Annotated in this window: 21 protein-coding genes; 18 read left to right on the forward strand and 3 right to left on the reverse strand. The window is 41.8% G+C overall.

What is annotated here, in order from left to right:
• Positions 1-158 precede the first annotated feature (158 nt).
• Genes RYK49_RS00250 through ytpR form a run of 3 tightly spaced genes read left to right on the forward strand, consistent with a single transcriptional unit; the run spans position 159 to position 1,401 of the window.
• On the forward strand, positions 159-446 hold the full coding sequence (locus RYK49_RS00250; RefSeq protein WP_002903480.1) for a DUF4651 domain-containing protein: 288 nt from the start codon (positions 159-161) through the stop codon (positions 444-446).
• Entirely contained in the window at positions 443-778 is a 336-nt protein-coding gene (locus RYK49_RS00255) for a thioredoxin family protein (RefSeq protein WP_002903478.1), read from the forward strand. Before RYK49_RS00250 ends, RYK49_RS00255 begins: the two co-directional genes overlap by 4 nt.
• The gene (ytpR, locus tag RYK49_RS00260) at positions 775-1,401 is read left to right on the forward strand and encodes a YtpR family tRNA-binding protein (RefSeq protein ID WP_002903477.1); all 627 of its coding nucleotides are present in this window, start codon (positions 775-777) and stop codon (positions 1,399-1,401) included. Before RYK49_RS00255 ends, ytpR begins: the two co-directional genes overlap by 4 nt.
• A gap of 499 nt (positions 1,402-1,900) precedes the next feature.
• Here ytpR and RYK49_RS00265 read toward each other — a convergent pair whose 3' ends face one another.
• Positions 1,901-2,488: a hypothetical protein gene (locus RYK49_RS00265; protein WP_002911087.1), complete on the reverse strand. Its 588-nt coding sequence runs from the start codon at positions 2,486-2,488 to the stop codon at positions 1,901-1,903.
• 129 nt (positions 2,489-2,617) lie between these two features.
• On the opposite strand from RYK49_RS00265, the gene RYK49_RS00270 reads away from it, so the two are divergent.
• From RYK49_RS00270 to RYK49_RS00335, 14 genes are all read left to right on the forward strand, one after another.
• Positions 2,618-3,013, forward strand: coding sequence for a single-stranded DNA-binding protein (locus tag RYK49_RS00270; protein WP_002903597.1), 396 nt, complete (start codon positions 2,618-2,620; stop codon positions 3,011-3,013).
• 280 nt (positions 3,014-3,293) lie between these two features.
• A complete protein-coding gene (locus RYK49_RS00275; protein WP_111676709.1) occupies positions 3,294-4,280 on the forward strand; it encodes a substrate-binding domain-containing protein in 987 nt (328 codons plus the stop codon).
• Positions 4,280-5,593, forward strand: coding sequence for a sensor histidine kinase (locus tag RYK49_RS00280; RefSeq protein WP_111676707.1), 1,314 nt, complete (start codon positions 4,280-4,282; stop codon positions 5,591-5,593). Before RYK49_RS00275 ends, RYK49_RS00280 begins: the two co-directional genes overlap by 1 nt.
• The gene (locus RYK49_RS00285) at positions 5,586-6,269 is read left to right on the forward strand and encodes a response regulator transcription factor (RefSeq protein WP_002896732.1); all 684 of its coding nucleotides are present in this window, start codon (positions 5,586-5,588) and stop codon (positions 6,267-6,269) included. The genes RYK49_RS00280 and RYK49_RS00285 overlap by 8 nt, the downstream gene beginning before the upstream one ends.
• A complete protein-coding gene (locus RYK49_RS00290) occupies positions 6,266-7,549 on the forward strand; it encodes an ABC transporter substrate-binding protein (protein WP_111676705.1) in 1,284 nt (427 codons plus the stop codon). Before RYK49_RS00285 ends, RYK49_RS00290 begins: the two co-directional genes overlap by 4 nt.
• A gap of 220 nt (positions 7,550-7,769) precedes the next feature.
• Complete coding sequence (locus RYK49_RS00295) at positions 7,770-8,207, forward strand: PTS sugar transporter subunit IIA (RefSeq protein WP_002903468.1); 438 nt, start codon at positions 7,770-7,772, stop codon at positions 8,205-8,207.
• Between the two features lie 43 nt (positions 8,208-8,250).
• On the forward strand, positions 8,251-8,745 hold the full coding sequence (locus RYK49_RS00300) for a PTS sugar transporter subunit IIB (protein WP_002896729.1): 495 nt from the start codon (positions 8,251-8,253) through the stop codon (positions 8,743-8,745).
• 27 nt (positions 8,746-8,772) lie between these two features.
• The gene (locus RYK49_RS00305; RefSeq protein ID WP_314831467.1) at positions 8,773-9,618 is read left to right on the forward strand and encodes a PTS sugar transporter subunit IIC; all 846 of its coding nucleotides are present in this window, start codon (positions 8,773-8,775) and stop codon (positions 9,616-9,618) included.
• Positions 9,602-10,456 carry a PTS system mannose/fructose/sorbose family transporter subunit IID gene (locus RYK49_RS00310; RefSeq protein ID WP_002896727.1) on the forward strand — a complete coding sequence of 285 codons (855 nt, stop codon included), beginning with the start codon at positions 9,602-9,604 and terminating at the stop codon, positions 10,454-10,456. The genes RYK49_RS00305 and RYK49_RS00310 overlap by 17 nt, the downstream gene beginning before the upstream one ends.
• A 94-nt stretch (positions 10,457-10,550) precedes the next feature.
• The gene (locus RYK49_RS00315) at positions 10,551-10,841 is read left to right on the forward strand and encodes a hypothetical protein (protein ID WP_002901670.1); all 291 of its coding nucleotides are present in this window, start codon (positions 10,551-10,553) and stop codon (positions 10,839-10,841) included.
• Between the two features lie 208 nt (positions 10,842-11,049).
• Entirely contained in the window at positions 11,050-11,331 is a 282-nt protein-coding gene (gene groES, locus RYK49_RS00320) for a co-chaperone GroES (protein WP_314831469.1), read from the forward strand.
• Between the two features lie 23 nt (positions 11,332-11,354).
• A complete protein-coding gene (gene groL, locus RYK49_RS00325) occupies positions 11,355-12,977 on the forward strand; it encodes a chaperonin GroEL (RefSeq protein WP_314831470.1) in 1,623 nt (540 codons plus the stop codon).
• Positions 12,978-13,444: 467 nt separating this feature from the next.
• Entirely contained in the window at positions 13,445-15,301 is a 1,857-nt protein-coding gene (locus RYK49_RS00330) for a Cna B-type domain-containing protein (RefSeq protein ID WP_314831471.1), read from the forward strand.
• Positions 15,302-15,874: 573 nt separating this feature from the next.
• Positions 15,875-16,915 (forward strand): hypothetical protein, encoded by a 1,041-nt coding sequence (locus RYK49_RS00335; protein ID WP_314831472.1) that lies wholly within the window; start codon positions 15,875-15,877, stop codon positions 16,913-16,915.
• 526 nt (positions 16,916-17,441) lie between these two features.
• On the opposite strand, the gene RYK49_RS00340 is transcribed toward RYK49_RS00335, so the two are convergent.
• Together RYK49_RS00340 and RYK49_RS00345 are read right to left on the reverse strand one after the other, a co-directional pair.
• Positions 17,442-18,452, reverse strand: a complete 1,011-nt coding sequence (locus RYK49_RS00340; protein WP_314864538.1) for a YeiH family protein — start codon at positions 18,450-18,452, stop codon at positions 17,442-17,444.
• Between the two features lie 316 nt (positions 18,453-18,768).
• Positions 18,769-19,278: a helix-turn-helix transcriptional regulator gene (locus RYK49_RS00345; protein WP_314864540.1), complete on the reverse strand. Its 510-nt coding sequence runs from the start codon at positions 19,276-19,278 to the stop codon at positions 18,769-18,771.
• 207 nt (positions 19,279-19,485) lie between these two features.
• Here RYK49_RS00345 and RYK49_RS00350 point away from each other — a divergent pair, with 207 nt between their 5' ends.
• Complete coding sequence (locus RYK49_RS00350; RefSeq protein WP_080558681.1) at positions 19,486-19,668, forward strand: hypothetical protein; 183 nt, start codon at positions 19,486-19,488, stop codon at positions 19,666-19,668.
• Positions 19,669-19,699 lie beyond the last annotated feature (31 nt).

The raw sequence follows: 19,699 nt of genomic DNA on the forward strand, positions 1-19,699 counted from the left end.
TTTCTGCTCCCTATTTTATCACTTTTTGCGGTAAATGAGTAGGAAAATCTTATAGCTTGCCTGAATCAAGAGGACTGCCCGCTTAGGAATCCAGCTTCTCCCAGGAAAATCTGGAATATTGTTTGTCGCCTCTGCTCTTTTGTGTTAAAATATTCTACATGAAAGCTAAAAAAATCATTTTAACCACAACCGCCCTTTTGGGGGCTGGAGCGCTGGCTTTTGGGGCAGCCAAAGTCGTACAGGAGCAGAAACGACTGCGTAATCGTGAGGAAATCGTCGAGCTTGTGCGAGATTTCTTTTCCAGTCAGGGTACTATTTCCTGCCTTTATGTCAAGCTATACGAGTCCACAGATGACCGCTTGGTTGGTGGTCTGGTCCTAGAGGATGACCGTCATTTTGCCTTTGTCTATGAAAATGGTCAGCTAAGCTACGAGGAAGAAGCATGATTATCCCTACAAATTTAGAGGGATTGGCTTCTTATGTCAATGATGGGGAGAAGACTGTCTTCTTTTTCACGGCTGAATGGTGCGGAGATTGCCGATTTATCCAACCTTTTTTGCCAGAGATAGAAGGGGAAAATCCTGACTATCGCTTTATCCAAGTGGACCGTGATGCCTATTTGGATCTGGCCAAAGAGTGGGACATTTACGGGATTCCCAGCTTAGTAGTGTTGGAAAAGGGACAGGAGATTGGCCGTCTGGTCAATCGTGACCGCAAGACCAAGAGCCAAATCAATGAATTTTTAGCTAGTATAAGAGAAAAAGGGAGCGTAAAATGATTTTTACCTATAATAAAGAATATGTCGGCGACGTGTTGATGATTATTGCTGCGGACAATCAAGGAGCTAAACTGGCAGCTGAGCGCAAGGGACGGGTAGCGCGTGTTTACCGTGAAGACAATGGCCAGACTGTTGCTTGGAATATTTTTGAGCAGTCAGACCTTTTTGAAATTGCAGAGCGCGGACAGGTCTTTTTGACAGATGAGCAAGTGGTCATTCTCAATCAGGAGCTAAGCAAGGAAGGATTCCCAGCGGACTTGGTCAATGACAGCCAGCCGAAGTTTGTGGTTGGAGAAATCGTTGATATGGTAGCTCATCCAGATAGTGATCACCTGAATATTTGCCAAGTGCAGGTAGCTGCTGATAAGACCGTTCAAATCGTGGCCGGTGCTCCTAATGCCAAAGTCGGCCTCAAAACGATTGTGGCTCTGCCGGGTGCTATGATGCCGAAAGGGAATTTGATTTTCCCGGGAGAACTTCGAGGCGAAAAGAGTTTTGGGATGATGTGCAGCCCACGGGAACTTCAGTTACCTAATGCGCCTCAAAAACGCGGCATCATTGAATTAGCCGATAGTGAACTAGTTGGAACCGCCTTTGATCCAGCCAAACATTGGCAGGGATAAGGGAGAGGATTCAACATCATAAAAAGCTCAGAAATGGGCGGGGTATCCTAATAACATCCGAAATATAAAATAGGGCGAAACGATTTGTGTAGTCGTTTCGCTCTTTTTTTATAGTAATAAATTTAGCGTTATAAATCTATCTCATGCTAATGCTAGAGAAAATAAATGATTAACAGATGAAAAATCAATCTAACACAATGATGAGTATAATGAATTTGCTTCTTACTCATTTTTCTGTCATAGAAAAAACTTACTGAGATCAAAATTAAAAGTATGGATATTAAAGTTTTCAGTAAAAAATTGAAGAAAAATAAATTCAGAAGGGTTAGGGAAAAATAAAAATAAACTTACGATTAATGAGATTTTGGAGCTGCCAATCTTCTTTTTATAAGCAAAATAGGTTGAAAATAATAAGAGAATGGAGTAAACAAAAGCTATATAGTTCATTAGATATCCTCCGTAATCTAAAGTGATTTGTCTTAACAATCACAACACTGTCTCAAAAGAAGACGCAGTCGCTATTACTTTGCGAGTCGGTTGATGATTGAGGAGTGGCTGTGGGAATCTGGCTCGGAGTGCTGTATTTGTATTGGTAGATAAGGCTGTTTAGGCTGTGGTCTTCCAATGCTTTGAGGCGCTTTCTCTTGAAAACAATGCCGATGAGCTGGCTGTCAGGATAGGCATAAATTTTGTGGTGGGGATGGTTAAAGGCTGCAAAGTCATGGAAACCGTCCTCCATCCAAAGACTAATCTCGGATTCTTCACTGTCTCGGCTGTAGCGAGCATGACTAATCTGCTGCATAGGAATGCAGTAGGTGGCAGCTGATAAGAGTCCGCTATAATAGTAGGTTACATTTTCGTGGTCAAAGGAGAGGATAGTCGCATGAATGGTTAGCCTGCGAATAGCAAAGATAAGGAGCAGTAAGAAGAAAGCAGCAACCAGCAGACTAAGGACAAAGAAACTAGTGTCTTTGTAGGGGTTGGAGCTAGTTAGGTAGTCTACGGCAGCCCAGGCAGAAAAACCTCCGAACCACAGAGAAATCAGGATAAAAATAAGATTTTTCACAGGGGAATGTTTAATGGCCATCGGAGCCTCCATTATACAAATCTAATAGGAAGGGGACAAAAAGCTGCAACTTTCCTTTTTATCTATACTATACCACATTTTTTTCACTTTTTGCCTCCTTTTACGAATGATAAGTTAGGAGGATATAAAATGTATAATAAAGTAATTGTAATCGGCCGGCTGACGGCTATGCCTGAACTGCACAAGACTGCGAATGAAAAATCTGTGGCTCGTGCAACGGTCGCAGTTAATCGTCGTTATAAATCTCAGAGCGGTGAGCGTGAGGCGGATTTTGTAAATGTGGTTGTCTGGGGGCGTCTAGCTGAGACTTTAGCCAGTTATGCAAGTAAGGGCAGCTTGATTTCTCTGGATGGTGAGCTACGGACTCGTCGCTATGAGAAGGAGGGGGCGACTCATTATGTGACAGAAGTGCTCTGTCATAGCTTCCAGCTCCTGGAAAGTCGGGCCCAGCGCGCTCTGCGTGAAAATAATAGCGGAGCTGATTTAGCAGATTTGGTGTTGGAAGAAGAGGAACTTCCCTTTTAAGCAAGGAGCAAAGACTGGGAAATGACCTTGCTCTAAAAAATCATCATTCAGTTTTGCAGGATGCAAGATCTGTTTGACTGAAAGTCTATTTCTATCCAGCTTTTAAAAGTTTAATGATGATTGTCGAGGTGGGACCAAGAATCAAAAATCATGGATTTTTTAGATTCTGTCTCACCTCTTTTATTATAGCCGTTTCTGGAAAGATTTTGCTTTTTGGAGGCTTTGTAATATAATAATCCTATATGTTTCATAAAGGCGCTTACGGCATAGGGGGTGAAAAATGGTATCAGCTAAGGTCAAAAAACGGATACAGCATTATCAGAAGAAGGCTCTCTGGCCGCTTTTTATTCTGCTTATCTTGGGTTTGCTTTTTGTTTATTTCAAGGGTGTTCTGCCAGATGAGAAGCAGGTCAAGATTGGGGTGACCTACATGACCATGAATAATGACTTTTACAAGACCTTAAATGCGGAGCTGGAGAAGAAAACCAACCAGCAGGGCAGCAGGCTCTACGTTCGGGATCCTGAGCTGGATGAGGGCAAGCAGAGCCAGCAGATTGACTTTTTTGTCCGTGAAAAGGTTGATGTCATTGTTATCAATCCGGTGAAAAGCAATAGTCCAAGCATTATTTCCTCTCTTCAAAAGGCCAAGAAAGCTGGTATTAAAATCATCGTAGTGGATGCGCCTATCAGTCAGGATGTAAAAGTGGATACGACCATTGTGTCTGATAACTACCAAGCAGGCGTCCTGATTGCCCAGGACATGATGAAGCGCTTGCCTTCTGCCAACATTCTCCTTTTAGAGCACCGCAATGCCGTCTCTGCCATGGACCGGATTCAGGGATTTATTGATACGATTGAAAAACAGCCTAGCTACAGGATTATTTCCCAGAAAGAAACACTGGGCCAGACTGAGGAAACCATGCCGCAGGTCAAAGTGGCTCTAGACGAAGGTTTAGACTTTAATGTAGTTATGGCGCTCAATGATCGAGCAGCTATCGGGGCCTTGGCTGCTATTAAAAATCAAGGTCTTGATAAGAAAATCTCAATCTATGGCGTGGATGGTTCACCAGATATCAAAAACTTTCTGGCTACGACTAGCGATATAGAGGGAACCGTGGCCCAATCGCCCATTCAGATGGGGCGCAAGGTGGCGCAGGTAATTGAGCTGATGCAGGAGGGGAAATCCTACGACAGCCAATACCTGATTCCCGTTCATCTGGTTAATAGAGATAATATCAGTCAATACACAGTTACAGGGTGGCAATAATGAGACCTCAAAAAAGTATATTTTATAGCAAAATAGCCCTGATGGTCATCAATCTAGTTGCCATTGTCTATAATGCGTCCATCTATCTCTTTGCGACCAACTATGTAGCAGCTAAGGGCTTCAGTCACTCGCTTTTGGAGCGTTTGGATGCTATTCCGGGCTCTCCCAGCTTGATTTTCTGGGTATCAATTAGCCTCTATGGCAGTCTGCTTTTGGTCATGTACTATCGCGAGCGCCACCCCAATCAGCTGTCCGTCTATGACAAAGCGACCATTATTGAAATCTTGCTCATGCTGGTCATCTTTTCCGTCTTGCACTCGTCCTACAATGGCTTGATTCTCTTGGTGTTTGCGGATATTTTCTATGGCTCTAAGGAGTTCAATTCTTCTAAGGACAAGAAGTATTGGTTTTCTTTCATTATTTTGAGCTTTGGCATGCTGCTCTTGTCCAACTATGACCTCATGTCGCTCTTTATCAAGCTGCCTTCTCTAGATACCTATATTCGTTTTTACCCAGAGTCCGTCCGGCTGTTGCTGCTTTTTGGCAAGAACTTTCTCTACTCCCTCAATATCGTCGTCTTTATGATTTCTTTGCTCTTCTATATCTTGTCGGCTATTACAGAGCGTCATCGGATTGAGGAAGAGCTGCGCATGGCTTCTCAGGCCAATCGCGAGTTGAACTCTTATCTGGCCTTGTCCGAAAAAATAGCAGAAGATCGAGAGCGGAAGCGGATTGCCAGAGAGATTCACGATACATTGGGCCATGCCCTGACGGGAATTTCAGCGGGTATTGATGCGGTCAAGGTCTTGGTTGATATTGATACCAATCGGGCTAAGGAGCAGCTCAATAATGTCTCAGTCGTCGTTCGAGATGGTATCCGTGATGTCCGCGGCTCGCTCAATAAGATGCGACCGGGAGCTCTGGAAAATAATACTTTGAAGGAAGCTCTGATTAAGATTATCCGTGAGTATGAAGCCATCTCCAACTTAGAGATTCATCTTCGTTACGAATGGGATAATATTGACTTGGATATTGCCAAGGAAGACATTGTCTTCCGGGTGATTCAGGAGTCTATTACCAACTCTGTCCGCCATGGGCATGCCAAGACTATCTGGATTGATCTGCTAGAGGAAGAGTCCTATGTAATGACCATTCAGGATGATGGTGTTGGCTTTGATGAACTCCACTATGGCTATGGCCTCAAGCAGATGCAGGAGCGTCTAATGATTATTGGCGGAAGCGTCCGATTTGAAAATCGGGACGGTTTCTACACGCATATCGAAATCCCAAAAATAGGAGGAAGACATGATTAAGGTTTTAATAGCAGACGATCAGGCCTTGATTCGCGAGTCTCTGCAAATCATCCTGTCAGCCCACGCAGATATTGAGGTGGTCGGGACGGTCGGAGACGGCAAGGAAGTGCTGGAAAAGCTTCATCGGGTACGCCCAGATGTGATTCTGATGGATATTCGCATGCCAGTCATGGACGGTGTTCTCTGTACCAAGGCTGTCAAAGAGCAGTATCCGGATGTTAAGATTATCATTCTGACGACCTTTGATGACGATGAATTTATCTTCTCCGCTCTCAAATACGGTGCGTCTGGTTACATTCTCAAAGGGGTTTCGACAGAAGAACTTCACGAAGCCATTCAGACAGTCTATCGGGGCGGAGCTATGATCAATCCTAATATTGCCACCAAGGTCTTCAAAATCTTTTCACAGATGGCCCAGTCCAATTTTGCTATCACAGTGACGGAGGAAAATATAGAGGACATGAGCCGGACGGAGTGGAAGATTATTCAGCAGATTGGCTTTGGAATTTCGAATAAAGAAATTGCTGCCAAGCTCTTTCTATCAGAAGGGACAGTCCGAAATTACCTGTCAGGCATCCTAGCCAAGCTCAACTTGCGCGACCGAACCCAGCTGGCTATATGGGCTGTGCAGACCGGAGTCACTCAGAGAGATTTTAGTAAGGAAAGCGACAAATGAAGTGGAGACTGAGACATTTGGCCCTACTGGTTGTCCTGATCATATCTGTTGCCCTAGCTTTTGTCTTTTGGGCTTCAGCTCAGGAAAAAGTCCTGCGTATCGGGGTCTATGCTGGCTCTAGCTGGGATGTGCCTAACAGCCGGGAAAACAAGGTCTTGGACAGCCTGATTAAAAAATTTGAAAAGACGCATCCTCATGTCAAGGTCGTCTATGAAAGCGGTATTCCCAAGGATGATTACGCTGACTGGCTGGCAGAGCAAGTCTTGAAAGGCGAGCAGCCGGATCTCTTTATGGTACCGGAAAACGACTTTAGCATGTTGGCTTCGACTGGCGCGCTTAAATCCTTGGATACCCTCCTAACGGATGATGAACGAAAGGCTTTTTATCCGGTGGCTTATGAAGCCGGGCAATATCAGGGAGTCAGCTATGCTCTTCCAGTTGAGAGCAATCCCATCATGATGTGTGTCAATAAAGACCTGCTTGAAAAAGAAGGAATTAGCATTCCTGAGTCAGGTTGGACCCTGGCGGATTTCTATGAGATTTGCAAGAAAGTAACCAAGGATACCAATGACGATGGTGTGGTGGATCAGTACGGTATTACGGATTACACTTGGCAGCAGGCTCTGGTAGCTTACGGCGGTCATCTTACCGATAAATCCGGTATCAATGTAGACAGCTCAGAGATGCACCAAGCCTTGGCCTTTATGAGCAAGCTAGACATGCTCAGCCAGCATTATAAGGTGACTTCTAATGATTTTGATGAGGGGCGGGTGGCCTTCTACCCCATGAGTCTGGCCCAGTATCGGACCTACAAGCCCTACCCTTACCATGTTGCCAAGTATTCTAGCTTTTCTTGGACCTGTATCCCGATGCCAACAGCTAATAGCCAGGTGATGGGAACACAAGTTAAGACCTCGCTCTTTGCCATGTCTTCCAATACCAAGCAAGAAAAGTTGGCTTGGGAATTTATGCTCTTGCTGTCACAGGATAAAGAAAGTCAGCAGGCCTTGTTTGAAAAATCGCAGGGGACCTCAGTTTTACCATCTGTAGTGAAAAGTCAACAGGGTAGAGAAATCTTACAGGCCGATGATTTTGGCTTGGATTCCTTGACTTCTGAGAGGCTAGACCACATGATGAATCGCTCTATCATTGACATCAGTCTAGAAGTAGACCGTCATACGATGGACCGGATGGACTATCTGATTCAAAATGCTATGCAGAATCAAGAGATTGACAGCGCCCTACCGAGCATTCAAAGAGAAATAGAAAGCGGAAAATAATCTGCTTTCTTTTTTATTTCTAATTAAGCCAGAAAAAAGCACAGCTGACTAGACCAATATGACAAATGTCATATTTTTCCTAACAAATGTCATCTGGGCAAAATGACATTTGACAATATGAAACCGATTACAAATCTTGTACAATAAAATCATCAATAAATCCTTCGTCATCTAAAGCCTGACTTGGCTAAGAAGTTGAAGGATAAAGGAGGCAGTAAAGATGAAATACCTTGTACTGGTCAGCCATGGGGGACTGGCTGCAGGCGTGCAGAGTTCCTTGAAGATGTTTGCCGGAGATAAGACGGATCAGGTGATTGCGGTCGGTCTTCAGGAAGGCGAGTCAGTTGATGATTTTGCAGTTGATTTTACTCAGGCCTTGGCTGGCTTAAGCGCTGATGACAGTGTCTTAGTGCTGGCCGATATTGTAGGAGGCAGTCCTCTGACGACAGCAGCTAGCGTCTTAGCTGACATGGGTAAGCTCGACTCAGCAGTTATCTTGGGAGGTTTGAACCTGACTATGGGACTGACTGGCTTGGTTATGAAAGACATCTTAGACGGAAAAGAGCTGGCTCAGGCTATCCTTTCCGAGGCCACAGCTGCTTTGCAGGAATTTGAAGTCGTAAGCGATGTAGCTGACGAAGATGAAGACGACATTTAGTGCTTCCGCTATACATTATAAAAGATAAAAGGAGATTTTAAAGATGACAGTATCATTTGTACGGATTGACGACCGCATGATCCACGGTCAAACAGTCACTCGCTGGGCTAAGGAATACCCTTGTGATGGCTTGATTGCAGTTAATAATGCTGCGGCAGGAAACAAGGTTTTGATTCAGGCCTACAAGGGAGCTTCTGACAAGAAGACTTTTGTTTGGACCAAGGAAGCCTTCAAGGAAAAATCAGGCAAGGTCACCGAGTCAGACAGCCGCTATTTCCTCATTACGAAAAATCCCGTGGATATGAAGGAAATCCTAGTGGACCAAGGTTTTGTACCTGGGGATGTTAAGGAAATCATCGTTGGTCCGGCTAATGACCGTCCGGGAGCTGTTAAGCTGGGCAACAACCAGTCTATCACTCAGGAAGAGGCAGAAGCGATTGAAGCGATTGAAAAAGCTGGTTACAAAGTCAAATTCCAGCTCTTGCCAGATGTTTCCATCGGTTACTGGAGCGATTTCAAGTCTAAATTTGGTTTTTAATTACAATAATGAAAAGGAGAGTCTATTATGACAATTTCTTGGCTGCAAGCCGCTTTACTGGGTCTTTTCGCTAGTTTAGCTTCTATGCCTGGTATGGGTGGTTCTAGTATTGGTAACTACACTTTGGGACGTCCTCTGGTCGGAGGTTTGATTAGCGGGTTGATTCTTGGAGATTTAAAAACAGGGATTATGGTTGGGGTAGCCCTTCAGGTCCTCTATATCGCTCTGGTAACACCAGGTGGAACAGTTTCTGCTGACGTGCGGGCGATTTCTTACATTGGGATTCCTCTCGCAATCTTGTTTGTTCACTCTAAAGGAATCACGTCTGAATCTGCTATCGCTGCAGCAGCTGCACCAATCGGAGCAGCAGTTGGTACTATCGGTACAGTTCTCTTCTATGGAACAGCTACTACAAACTTGCTTTGGCAGCATATTGGCTGGAAAGCTGTTGAAAAAGGCGAATTCAAAAAGCTTTACGCTGTTGACTGGGTCTATCCTTGGATTTCCCACTTTGTCTTCTCTTTCCTTCCAACCATGATTATCACGAAGTTTGGTCCGAATATGGTTGAACTGATGAAGGCCCACCTGCCAATGGATGGCTTCATCATGAAATCCCTCTTTACAGTCGGAGCTCTTCTCCCATGTGTCGGTATTGCCATTCTTTTGAAACAAATCGTTACGAAAGCTGCTGACTTTATTCCATTCTTTGTGGGCTTCACCTTGGCTAAATCACTCGGTCTTAATTTGGTTGCCAGTGCAGTTGTTTCATTGATTTTTGCAGTAATTTACTATGAATTGGAAGTAATCAAATCAGCTCGAGTAACTGCGCCGGCTGGTGGGGCTGACTTTGATGACGATGAGGAGGATATCTAAGATGGCTGAAAGAAAGAAAATAACTAAAAAGACTTTAGCGAAATCATTCCACCATTGGTACTATGGTCACTTGACTTGCTTCTCTCAAGAGCACATGCAGACTTTCGGCTACTTGACCTCTATGCTGCCAATCGTGGAAGAACTCTACAAAGACAAAGCAGAGCAGAAAGAAGCTATGCAGACCTATACGGCTTTCTTCAACACAGAACCTCAGCTCGGAGCTTTGGTAGTGGGGATTACAGCTGGTTTGGAAGAAGCGCGTGCCAATGGTGACGCTGTTGATGGCGAAACTATCAATGGTATGCGTGCCGGTCTCATGGGACCTATCGCGGGTATTGGTGACTCTTTGGTTGTCGGAACTTTGATTCCGGTTCTGCTGGGGATTGCCCTTGGCCTCTCGAAAGGTGGAAATCCTATCGGGGCTCTCTTCTATATCCTTGTCTGGAATGTTCTCATCTATGGCGGTATGCGCTTTGCCTACTTCAAAGGCTATGAATTAGGGGACAAGGCGGTAGAATTCCTTGTAGGACCTAAAGGACAGGCGCTTCGTAAGGCAATCAGTGTCATTGGTGGTATGGTTATCGGGGCAGTTGCTGCAACTTGGGTATCTGTAACGACTTCATTAGAGCTGAAAAATGCTGATGGCGAAGCTTTCCTGAAGTTGCAAGAAAAGATTGATGGTGTTTATCCAGGTCTCTTAACAGCTGGCTTTATCACCCTTTGTTGGTGGCTGATGGCCAAGAAAAAAGTATCACCAAACCTCGTTATGCTCCTCTTGGTTGTCATTGCTTTGATTGGTGTAGCGCTTGGCATCTTTGACCCTCAACTTAAATACTAATTCTCGCTCAATTTTAGGCTGGCAGTAAGTCCGATTTTCTGCTAGCCTAATACAAATTTATTTGAGCAGAGTAAAAGAAAGAACGGAGAAGATCATGACAGAACAAGAATTGATTCAAGGCTATGAAACAGAAATTCACTACCAGAAGCATATGATTGAAAATCTAGGACGCTGGTTCAGTCTCTTCTTTGCCATTGCCAGCATCGGTCTTGTTCTGATTTATCTCTTTCATGAGACCAATCTCCTAGCACTGATTGCAGGAATCGTCCTAGCTCTACTAGGAATCTTAGCCATGCTTTTGTTTGGCTATGGTATCTATAGAGGACGCCTAAATCTGCAAAAAGTGATTGATGATTTTGAAGCAAAACTAAAACTTGCAAGATAGACATTCCCCCTAAAGACAAGTCTGAGAGGATTTTAGCTCGGACTTGTTTTTTTCTTTGACTCTAGGAAGCAGTGAATAAAAAAATAAAATTTTTCTTTCATCTAGCCGGTTTTTTTCTTGACTATTTCTGACCAAGTGATAAAATAATAACTATAGATTAGCACTCGATAGTTTAGAGTGCTAAAAATTCAATCTTTGGAGGAAAACCATGTTAAAACCATTAGGAGACCGTGTGGTCCTAAAAGTAGAAGAAAAAGAGCAGAAAGTTGGCGGATTTGTCATTGCAGGCAACGGCCAAGCAGCGACTAAGACAGGAGAAGTTGTCGCAGTCGGTCAAGGCATTCGTACTTTGAACGGTGAGCTAGTAGCCCTGAGCGTTAAGGAAGGGGACAAGGTTCTCGTAGAAAATCACGCAGGCATAGAAGTCAAGGACGGAGATGAAGCTTATCTCTTAGTCAGTGAAGCCAATATTCTAGCAGTTGTCGAGTAAGATTAGAAGAGAGGAATAATAAAATGGCAAAAGATATTAAATTTTCAGCAGATGCAAGAAGCAGTATGGTTCGTGGTGTTGACATCTTGGCGAATACTGTTAAGGTAACTTTGGGTCCTAAAGGCCGCAATGTCGTTTTGGAAAAATCCTTTGGCTCACCCCTTATCACTAATGACGGTGTGACCATTGCCAAGGAAATCGAACTGGAAGATCATTTTGAAAACATGGGCGCTAAGCTGGTGTCAGAAGTTGCTTCAAAGACTAACGATATCGCTGGTGACGGAACAACAACAGCAACTGTTTTGACACAGGCTATCGTCCGCGAGGGGATTAAAAATGTTACAGCTGGTGCTAATCCAATCGGTATCCGCCGCGGGATTGAAGCAGCTGTTGCGACAGCTGTTGAAGCTCTGAAATCTAACTCAGTACCTGTTTCTAACAAGGAAGCTATTGCACAGGTTGCTGCCGTATCTTCTCGCAGCGAAAAAGTCGGCGAGTACATCTCTGAAGCTATGGAAAAAGTTGGAAATGACGGAGTCATCACCATCGAAGAGTCCAAAGGGATGGAAACTGAGCTGGATGTGGTTGAGGGGATGCAATTTGACCGCGGCTACTTGTCTCAGTACATGGTAACCGACAATGAAAAAATGGTAGCCGAACTGGACAATCCTTACATCTTGATTACTGACAAGAAAATTTCTAACATTCAAGAGATTCTTCCTTTATTGGAAAATATCTTGAAAACTAATCGTCCGCTCTTGATTGTCGCAGATGATGTGGACGGAGAAGCTCTGCCAACGCTGGTTCTTAACAAGATTCGCGGAACCTTTAATGTCGTAGCTGTCAAGGCACCAGGCTTTGGTGATCGTCGTAAGGCTATGTTGGAAGACATCGCTATTTTGACAGGCGGTACAGTGATTACAGATGATCTTGGTTTAGAGCTCAAAGACGCTACGATTGAAGCGCTTGGACAAGCTTCTAAAGTCACTGTTGATAAGGACAGCACTGTGATTGTAGAAGGTTCTGGCAATCCTGAAGCTATTGCTAACCGTGTGGCAGTCATTAAGTCACAGATTGAAAGCAGCACTTCTGAATTTGACCGTGAAAAACTGCAAGAACGTCTGGCTAAATTGTCCGGTGGTGTAGCTGTGATTAAGGTTGGAGCTGCAACCGAAACAGAACTCAAAGAAATGAAACTCCGCATCGAAGATGCTCTTAATGCAACCCGTGCAGCGGTAGAAGAAGGAATCGTATCAGGTGGTGGTACGGCCTATATCAACGTACTGGACGCTGTCGCAGGTCTTGAGTTGGCAGGGGATGAAGCGACTGGTCGTAACATCGTTCTCCGTGCCTTGGAAGAGCCTGTTCGTCAAATCGCTCTGAATGCAGGCTTTGAAGGCTCAATCGTCATTGATCGTCTGAAAAACTCTGAAGCTGGTATAGGCTTCAATGCAGCGACTGGCGAATGGGTTAACATGATTGAGGCAGGAATCATTGACCCAGTTAAGGTGACCCGTTCAGCCTTGCAAAATGCCGCTTCTGTTGCCAGCCTTATCTTGACAACCGAAGCAGTAGTAGCTAATCAACCAGAACCAGCTAGCCCAGCTCCAGCTATGGATCCAGGCATGATGGGCGGTATGATGTAGAAAAATAGTAGGATTATATATTCGTATAAATTAGATATAATCTTTAGCTTATATTTACCAAACAAAAAACTGAGCAGATTTGTTCAGTTTTTTTGATTATAACAAGTCTTGTCCGAAGCTTTCATACTTATGTTTATTGTCAAAATATATTTATATATATGATTAATTTTGTAGTCATATTATCAATGTTTGTTCATTTATTAGGTTGTCAAATATTACAATTTTGTTTCAAAGAATACAAAAAGGTGACGAATGAAACTGTTTCCAACTCCTATATGACAAGGTTTTTGGAGAAATAAACTGGTTTACAACCTGTGTACCAAACCGGAACCGGTTAAGGTAATTAGTTGACTTATGGTCAATCGTATGCTAGTCTAATATATGTAGTAAATTGGAAATGTAAAGAAATCTTAATGTTTTTTACATGTTCAGTAAAAAGGAAAAAAGGAAAAATGGAGGGATTATTTATGAAAAAAATATCTCATACTATTGCGCGCTTTTTCTCAGTAGTCTTTGTGCTCCTCTTTAGCCTGTTTTCTAGCAGTCAATCTGCCAGAGCTAACACGGTAGATGATGTTATCACATCAATCAATGTCTACAATCAGAAGGGTGAAGCACTGACTGACAGCCTTTCCCCATGGGAAAAATTTCAAATTGACGCAAACTTTGCCTTCAATTACGGCAAGGTTCAGCCAGGAGATACTACTACCATTGGACTTCCTGTTGAGTTTGCCTTGGAGGGAGCTGATTTTGAAGTCAAAGATGATGACGGCAATCTCGTAGCGACAGCTGTGGTTGATGCAAGCTCTAAGCAGCTTACACTGACTTATACAGACTATGTCCTGACTCGCTCTCATATTGAAGGGAAAGTTCATCTTTTAGCTCGTGTTGACCATAATGTGGTTCGAGATAAAGGCTCAATCCCTCTGAAACTTATCGTTGGCAAGAAGATCATTGAGTATGGAAAAATTGACTACAAAGGTCTTCCTGGCCAAGCAACTCCTTATACTTTCATAAAATATGGCTGGAATAATGCGGATAATATCAAGAGCATTACTTACAGTCTGAATATCAACCAACAAAATCAAGAACTGGATAATGTTGTTATTTCAGATACTCTGGGCTTTAATACCGGAGAAATTGATCTTAACAGCTTCCAAATTCTTAAAGGTTCATGGGTTGTTGACCCAGCTGATAACTCTTATCGACTAAGTCAGCAACGCGAGGATGTGACAGCAAATTATACGATTAACCTTGCTGCTGACAAGCGTTCCTTTACCATTAACATGGGGCATATCGGTGCCAATGAAGGCTTCTATGTTCGCTATCGTGTTAACTTCCCTACAGTTCCGGCTGATGGAACAGTCTTCCCGAATGAAGCAATCATGCGAGCAGACAATATCGAAGAACAAAAATCATCAGTTGCTGTCCGCTACCAACGTGCGAACGGCTATGCACATGGGGATGTCTATGGTGTGCAGGTGACTAAGAAAGATGAAGCTGGTAAAGCCTTAGCAGGTGCTGAATTCACATTGTACGATGAAGATGGTGTGACAATTGTTCAAAAAGCAACCAGTGATGCTAATGGGATTGCTTCTTTCAGCAACTTGATTAAGGAGCATTATCTGATTAAGGAAACCAAGGCACCAGAAGGTTACCAACTGTCAGATGAAGAGATTCAGGTTAATGCCGCTCAGCTCAAAAATTATGGTTCTGGTATTATTTACAAAGACTTTACCAACCGTAAGGCATTGATTACCGCTTCAGGTACCAAGACTTGGAATGATGACAACAATAAAGATGGCAAACGTCCAGACAAGATTACCGTTCGTCTCTATGCAAATGGCGCCGAAGTCGCTCATAAAGAAGTTGGTCCGAATGATAAGGGTGAGTGGAAGTATGAGTTCACTGACTTGCCAGCGACTGGTGAAGATGGAAAAGATATTGTCTACTCAGTTACTGAAGACCGTGTTTATGGTTATACAGCTACTGTTGATGGTATGAACATTACCAATACACCAGTTCCAGGAGTTCCGCAGCCGCCGAAACCTAGCTCGGACAATAGTTCTAAGAGCAGCAGCAGTAGTAGTTCTAGCTCTAGCTCAAGTAGCAGTAGCACGACTTCTAGCTCAAGCAGCACTACAGGAAGCACTGTTGTGATCATCGAATCAGACAATGGTACTGGCGGAGGAAATGCTTCTAATGTTGGAACCAAGAAAGTTCTCCCTAAAGCGGGTGAGAATGCTAGCTGGATCATGATTGCTGCTGGAGTAGCTCTAGTAGGCTTGGTAGGCTTCATTGTCTTCCGTGCTAAGAAGAAATAAATTTCATCTCTGTTCCCTTAAGGGACAGAGATTTTTTACTCCAACTCCGAATTAGCAGTGGTCGCTTTTTAGAAAGCAGAGTTAAGAATGTTTTTTACAATCAGTCACTATCTTGTATCCTTTTGTTAATCAAGACTGTGATGTTCCGTAATATAGTTGTTTTAAAATAAAAAGCAACTAAGATGTTTCCTAGAACAAATTAGTTGCTCAGAACTACGGGGAAGGCCGCTTTGATGTACAAGCGTGAAGTACATCAAAACTTGATATATAATCTTTCTTAATTCCTAAACTAAAAAAATTATAAGACATCCTTAGGAATATGCTCGGTGTGTGATCATCTTTATCAAGTTTTCGTCAAACACATTTTGCTTCAGTCTTCTCTCGTAGTTTTTTCTATGTGATGCCCCTCCTTTTCTTGTGTCTAAAGGAAGGGGATTTTTTTGTGGAAATTTTCTAGAGGATTATATGTATACGTTTTCAATTATCTTCTTTTTTGTTATACTTGTACTAGAAATATGAGGAAAAGATTCACTCAATTTGAGGAACCAACATTTGGAATAAGGGGATATAAAAATGTCAGAGGAACTATTGAAAGAGACAGTTGTTGAACTGAGTATTGCTGATAATTGGGAAGAGGCAAAAATGGAGTGGACAAAAGCAGAACTTGTAAAAATTGATGCTGATAGAAAACAAAGTTGTTTATGCGGTCATAAAAGCCTCAAGAAAGTATTTGCTATTACTAGGAATGATGGCTCTGGGATAGAGCTTTCTCCAATCGGTTCTTCCTGTATTGAGAAGTTTGAAAATGAAGAACTAACTAAAAGTATAAAGAGAGCAGAAAAAACTTATAAATTAAAAAAGAATCTAAAGTTTGAAGATCTTCGTGAAGTGATGGATGAAGAGATGCTGGAAGATTTTTATAGTAGGGGTTATTTTAAAGAGGATAAAGAAAATGAGTTTAATCCATGGAACGATTATATTCTTTTTAAAATGGCTTTAAGCAGAAAAAATGAGGAACGTCAGTTGGCGTATAATAAGATTGAGCGTATCATTTATGTCATAAATGATTATCTTCATCCAGAACTCAATGAAATATTTGATATTGAAAGCTACAAAGAAAAATTGAAACAGTGGAGGAAGGAGGCGAAGCAAGAGGAGCAGGAGGCTGAGACGAGGAATAGAATTGCTAAAGAAGAAGAGGAAAGGAAATTAGAGGGGGAGCGGCTCCAAAGAGAAGAGGAGTTAAAGCTGCTAAAACGGAAGAACCTTTATGAGAGCTTTGAAGAATTAAAAAAATGGCTACAACAACAAGGAAACAGAATAAGAAGCGAATATGAAGAAAAGCTGAGTAATTTAACAGACCTTGCTGAAAAAGTAAAGGTATTAAAGGAGCTAAAACAATCAGAATTGAAGCAATCCCAAGAAGAAGCAAAGAAAGATGAAGAGCTGGTATTAGAGGCATTAGAAATGAGGGAAAAGGTAAAAGCTCTATATTCAGTCACTCCTAGAGCTAGGAAATGCTTGGAATACCTAGATGCTAATGTACATACAAATAAAGGACACTTGATCTATATGACAAGATTTTTAAAAGAGATAGAGGAAGGGAAGCTGTGATATACGTTTTAAAATTGAGAAAGATTCGAATAAACAATAAAAGTACAAACAAAAAAGCCTTGTAAATCAAGGCTTTTTCTTCTATATTTCTATGCCCCCTGCATGGATTTGGAAAGGATTTTCATATTGAGAGTAATTAAAAATATTGAAATATAAGTGATTTTAGGGAAGTACTTTTAGGTATTTCCAATGTCATGATTTAAAAATGGGGCAAAAGTGGGGCAAAAACGAATGACTCTCATTTGGTTTGAAAACCTATAATATCTGATGATTATGCTATACTAGAAATATAGTGTTGTTATCAATAAATATCAGTGCGAGACTAATCGGAGGATAAAATGGAAAAACAAATTAATGAAAAAATTATCGAAATGGATAGGGAATATCCCTTTTTATTTTGATTTAAATCAGATTTTTGGATGGAATAGTAGATGATAAGACAAAATATCTTTGAACATACAAAAAGACAAACGCCAAAAATGACGTTTGTCTACGTTCTGAGGTAGCCTTTAGGCTCCCTTTTTTCTTAGTAAATACCGATGAGTAATTGCATGCCAAGACTAGTCAGGATGATAGCAATCCAGCAAAGGGCTCCAAGAAGAATGGATTTTCCACTGGATTTGATCATAGCAATGAGGTTTGTTTTGAGACCAATAGCACTCATAGCCATGATGATGAGGAATTTGGAGAGCTGTTTGAGAGGTGAAAAGAAGCTATTGCTGACACCGAAAGATGTGAGAAGAGTAGTTAGCAGAGAAGCTAGGATAAAGTAGAGGATGAAAACGGGGAAGACTTTTTTAAGCTTTACCCCTTGGTTGTTGCCTTGTTGACGGCTTTGCCAATAGGAGAGGAAGAGAGTTATAGGGATAATAGCCAGGGTGCGTGTCAGTTTGACAATAGTGGCAGATTCAAGAGTGTTGCTATTGTAAAGACTATCCCAAGCGCTAGCTGTGGCTGTTACAGAGGAAGTATCGTTGACCGCAGTACCCGCAAAGAGAGCAAAACCTTCGTTGGAAAGATGGAGCCAAGAACCTAGAGTTGGAAAGATAAGAGCTGCCAAGACATTGAAGAAAAAGATAACAGAAATGGCTTGGGCCACTTCTTTTTCCTTGGCGTGAATAACAGGAGCAGTCGCTGCAATGGCAGAACCGCCACAGATAGAAGATCCAACTCCAATCAAGGTAGCTAGTTTTGTATCCAGATTAAAAAAGCGTTGGAAAAAGAAAGCTATAATCAAAGCAATTGAAATAGTTGAGAGGATGACAGGAAGGGAAGATTTTCCAACTGCGAAAACTTGAGAGATATTGAGTCCAAATCCAAGCAAGATAACAGCATACTGAAGCAATTTTTTGGAGCTATAAGTCAAGCCGGCATCCAGTTGTTTATAGGAAGTGAGAAAGGGATGGAGAATCATTCCGATAAAAATGGCGAAAACTGGTGCTCCTACAACAGGCAAGAAGCCTCCTAAAACCCAAGAGATGATAGATATAATAAGACAGGCTAACAGTCCTGCCCAATTTTTTGATAGAAATGACATAAAAACCTCCGAAAAAAAAATACTCCTTATTATAATCTTTTCTGTCAGAAAAGTAAAATAGAAAGTAGGAAGAAGGTTACAAATAAATGGAATTTTGCGGTCAGGGAGCTTTTGTAGCATAATAGATATATGTTCTTTGTTCAATAAGGATGCAAATATGGCATATGTTATTGAAAAAAATGAATTTGATGAGCCTGGACATGTGAAGTAATTATGTGAGATAAGAAAATAAATAAGAGAGTTGAAAATGTACTGCACCCCAAAAGTTAGACAGAAAAAATCTAACTTTTGGGATCAGTACATATCCTCGCTTTTTTTAATCTAATAGCTCCTTATTTTCAATTAAAAGTTCTAAAGGAGATTTTTCTCTTGCTACAATAAAACCAGGTTCATATTGAGTATGTAATGTTCTTTTCTGAGAAGTTGGATCAATATACAACTCTTCTCCATCTTCTGTGTATAGTTGTTTGCCTCTTGTTAGGTAAAGTAAATCCTCTAAGTACTGTCCATCAGTTTGTAGAAAATGTTCGGTGTATTTGACAGCCTTTAAGATCTCACTTACTTTATCAGAGTATTCATTCGATTCAAGAACACTCTTTTCTAATTCAATCTCTTTACTGGTTCCAAAAAGTTGGGTTGGAGTTGCATTAAAATATTCTGCTATCTTATCCAAATTTGCAAAGGTAGGATAGCTTTTTTGTTTTTCGTAATCAGAGATGGACTGTTTACCGATTCCTAAATCTTCAGCTAGTTGAGTTTGGCTTACTCCTTTTTCTATGCGTAGTCGTGCCAAATTGGGTCCAAAATTTTGAATAATAAAGGTCATGGGAAACTCCTATTTTTATTTTTAACTTATTTTATCACCTATAAACTTACAAATCAAGTTTTTAGTTGACTAATTAAAATATTTTTTATAAAATATATTTATAACTTATAAGTAAGTTATAAATAATAAAAAATAGCTCGTAAGTTTAGGATTGGTGAGTGGGGAGGAAGTTGAGGACGAGACTATGACTTATGACTATTCGAAGCCTTGGAGCTAGAAATTGTGTGGACAAGGACAAGGGACGAGCCTGACGGGAAGTCAGGCGAAGTCCTGCAGACTGCCGTCCAGACAATTTCTAGCCAAGCAAAAGCTGGCTATTCTAACAGCCAGCAAAAAGGTACACTTAGGACAACGTCCAAAGAACGACGGAACGAGCAAACGTTGATTTGACGGTGTTTCTGAGGCCTAAAAAATCTAAAAG

Source organism: uncultured Streptococcus sp., assembly GCF_963525625.1.
Taxonomy (GTDB): Bacteria; Bacillota; Bacilli; order Lactobacillales; family Streptococcaceae; genus Streptococcus.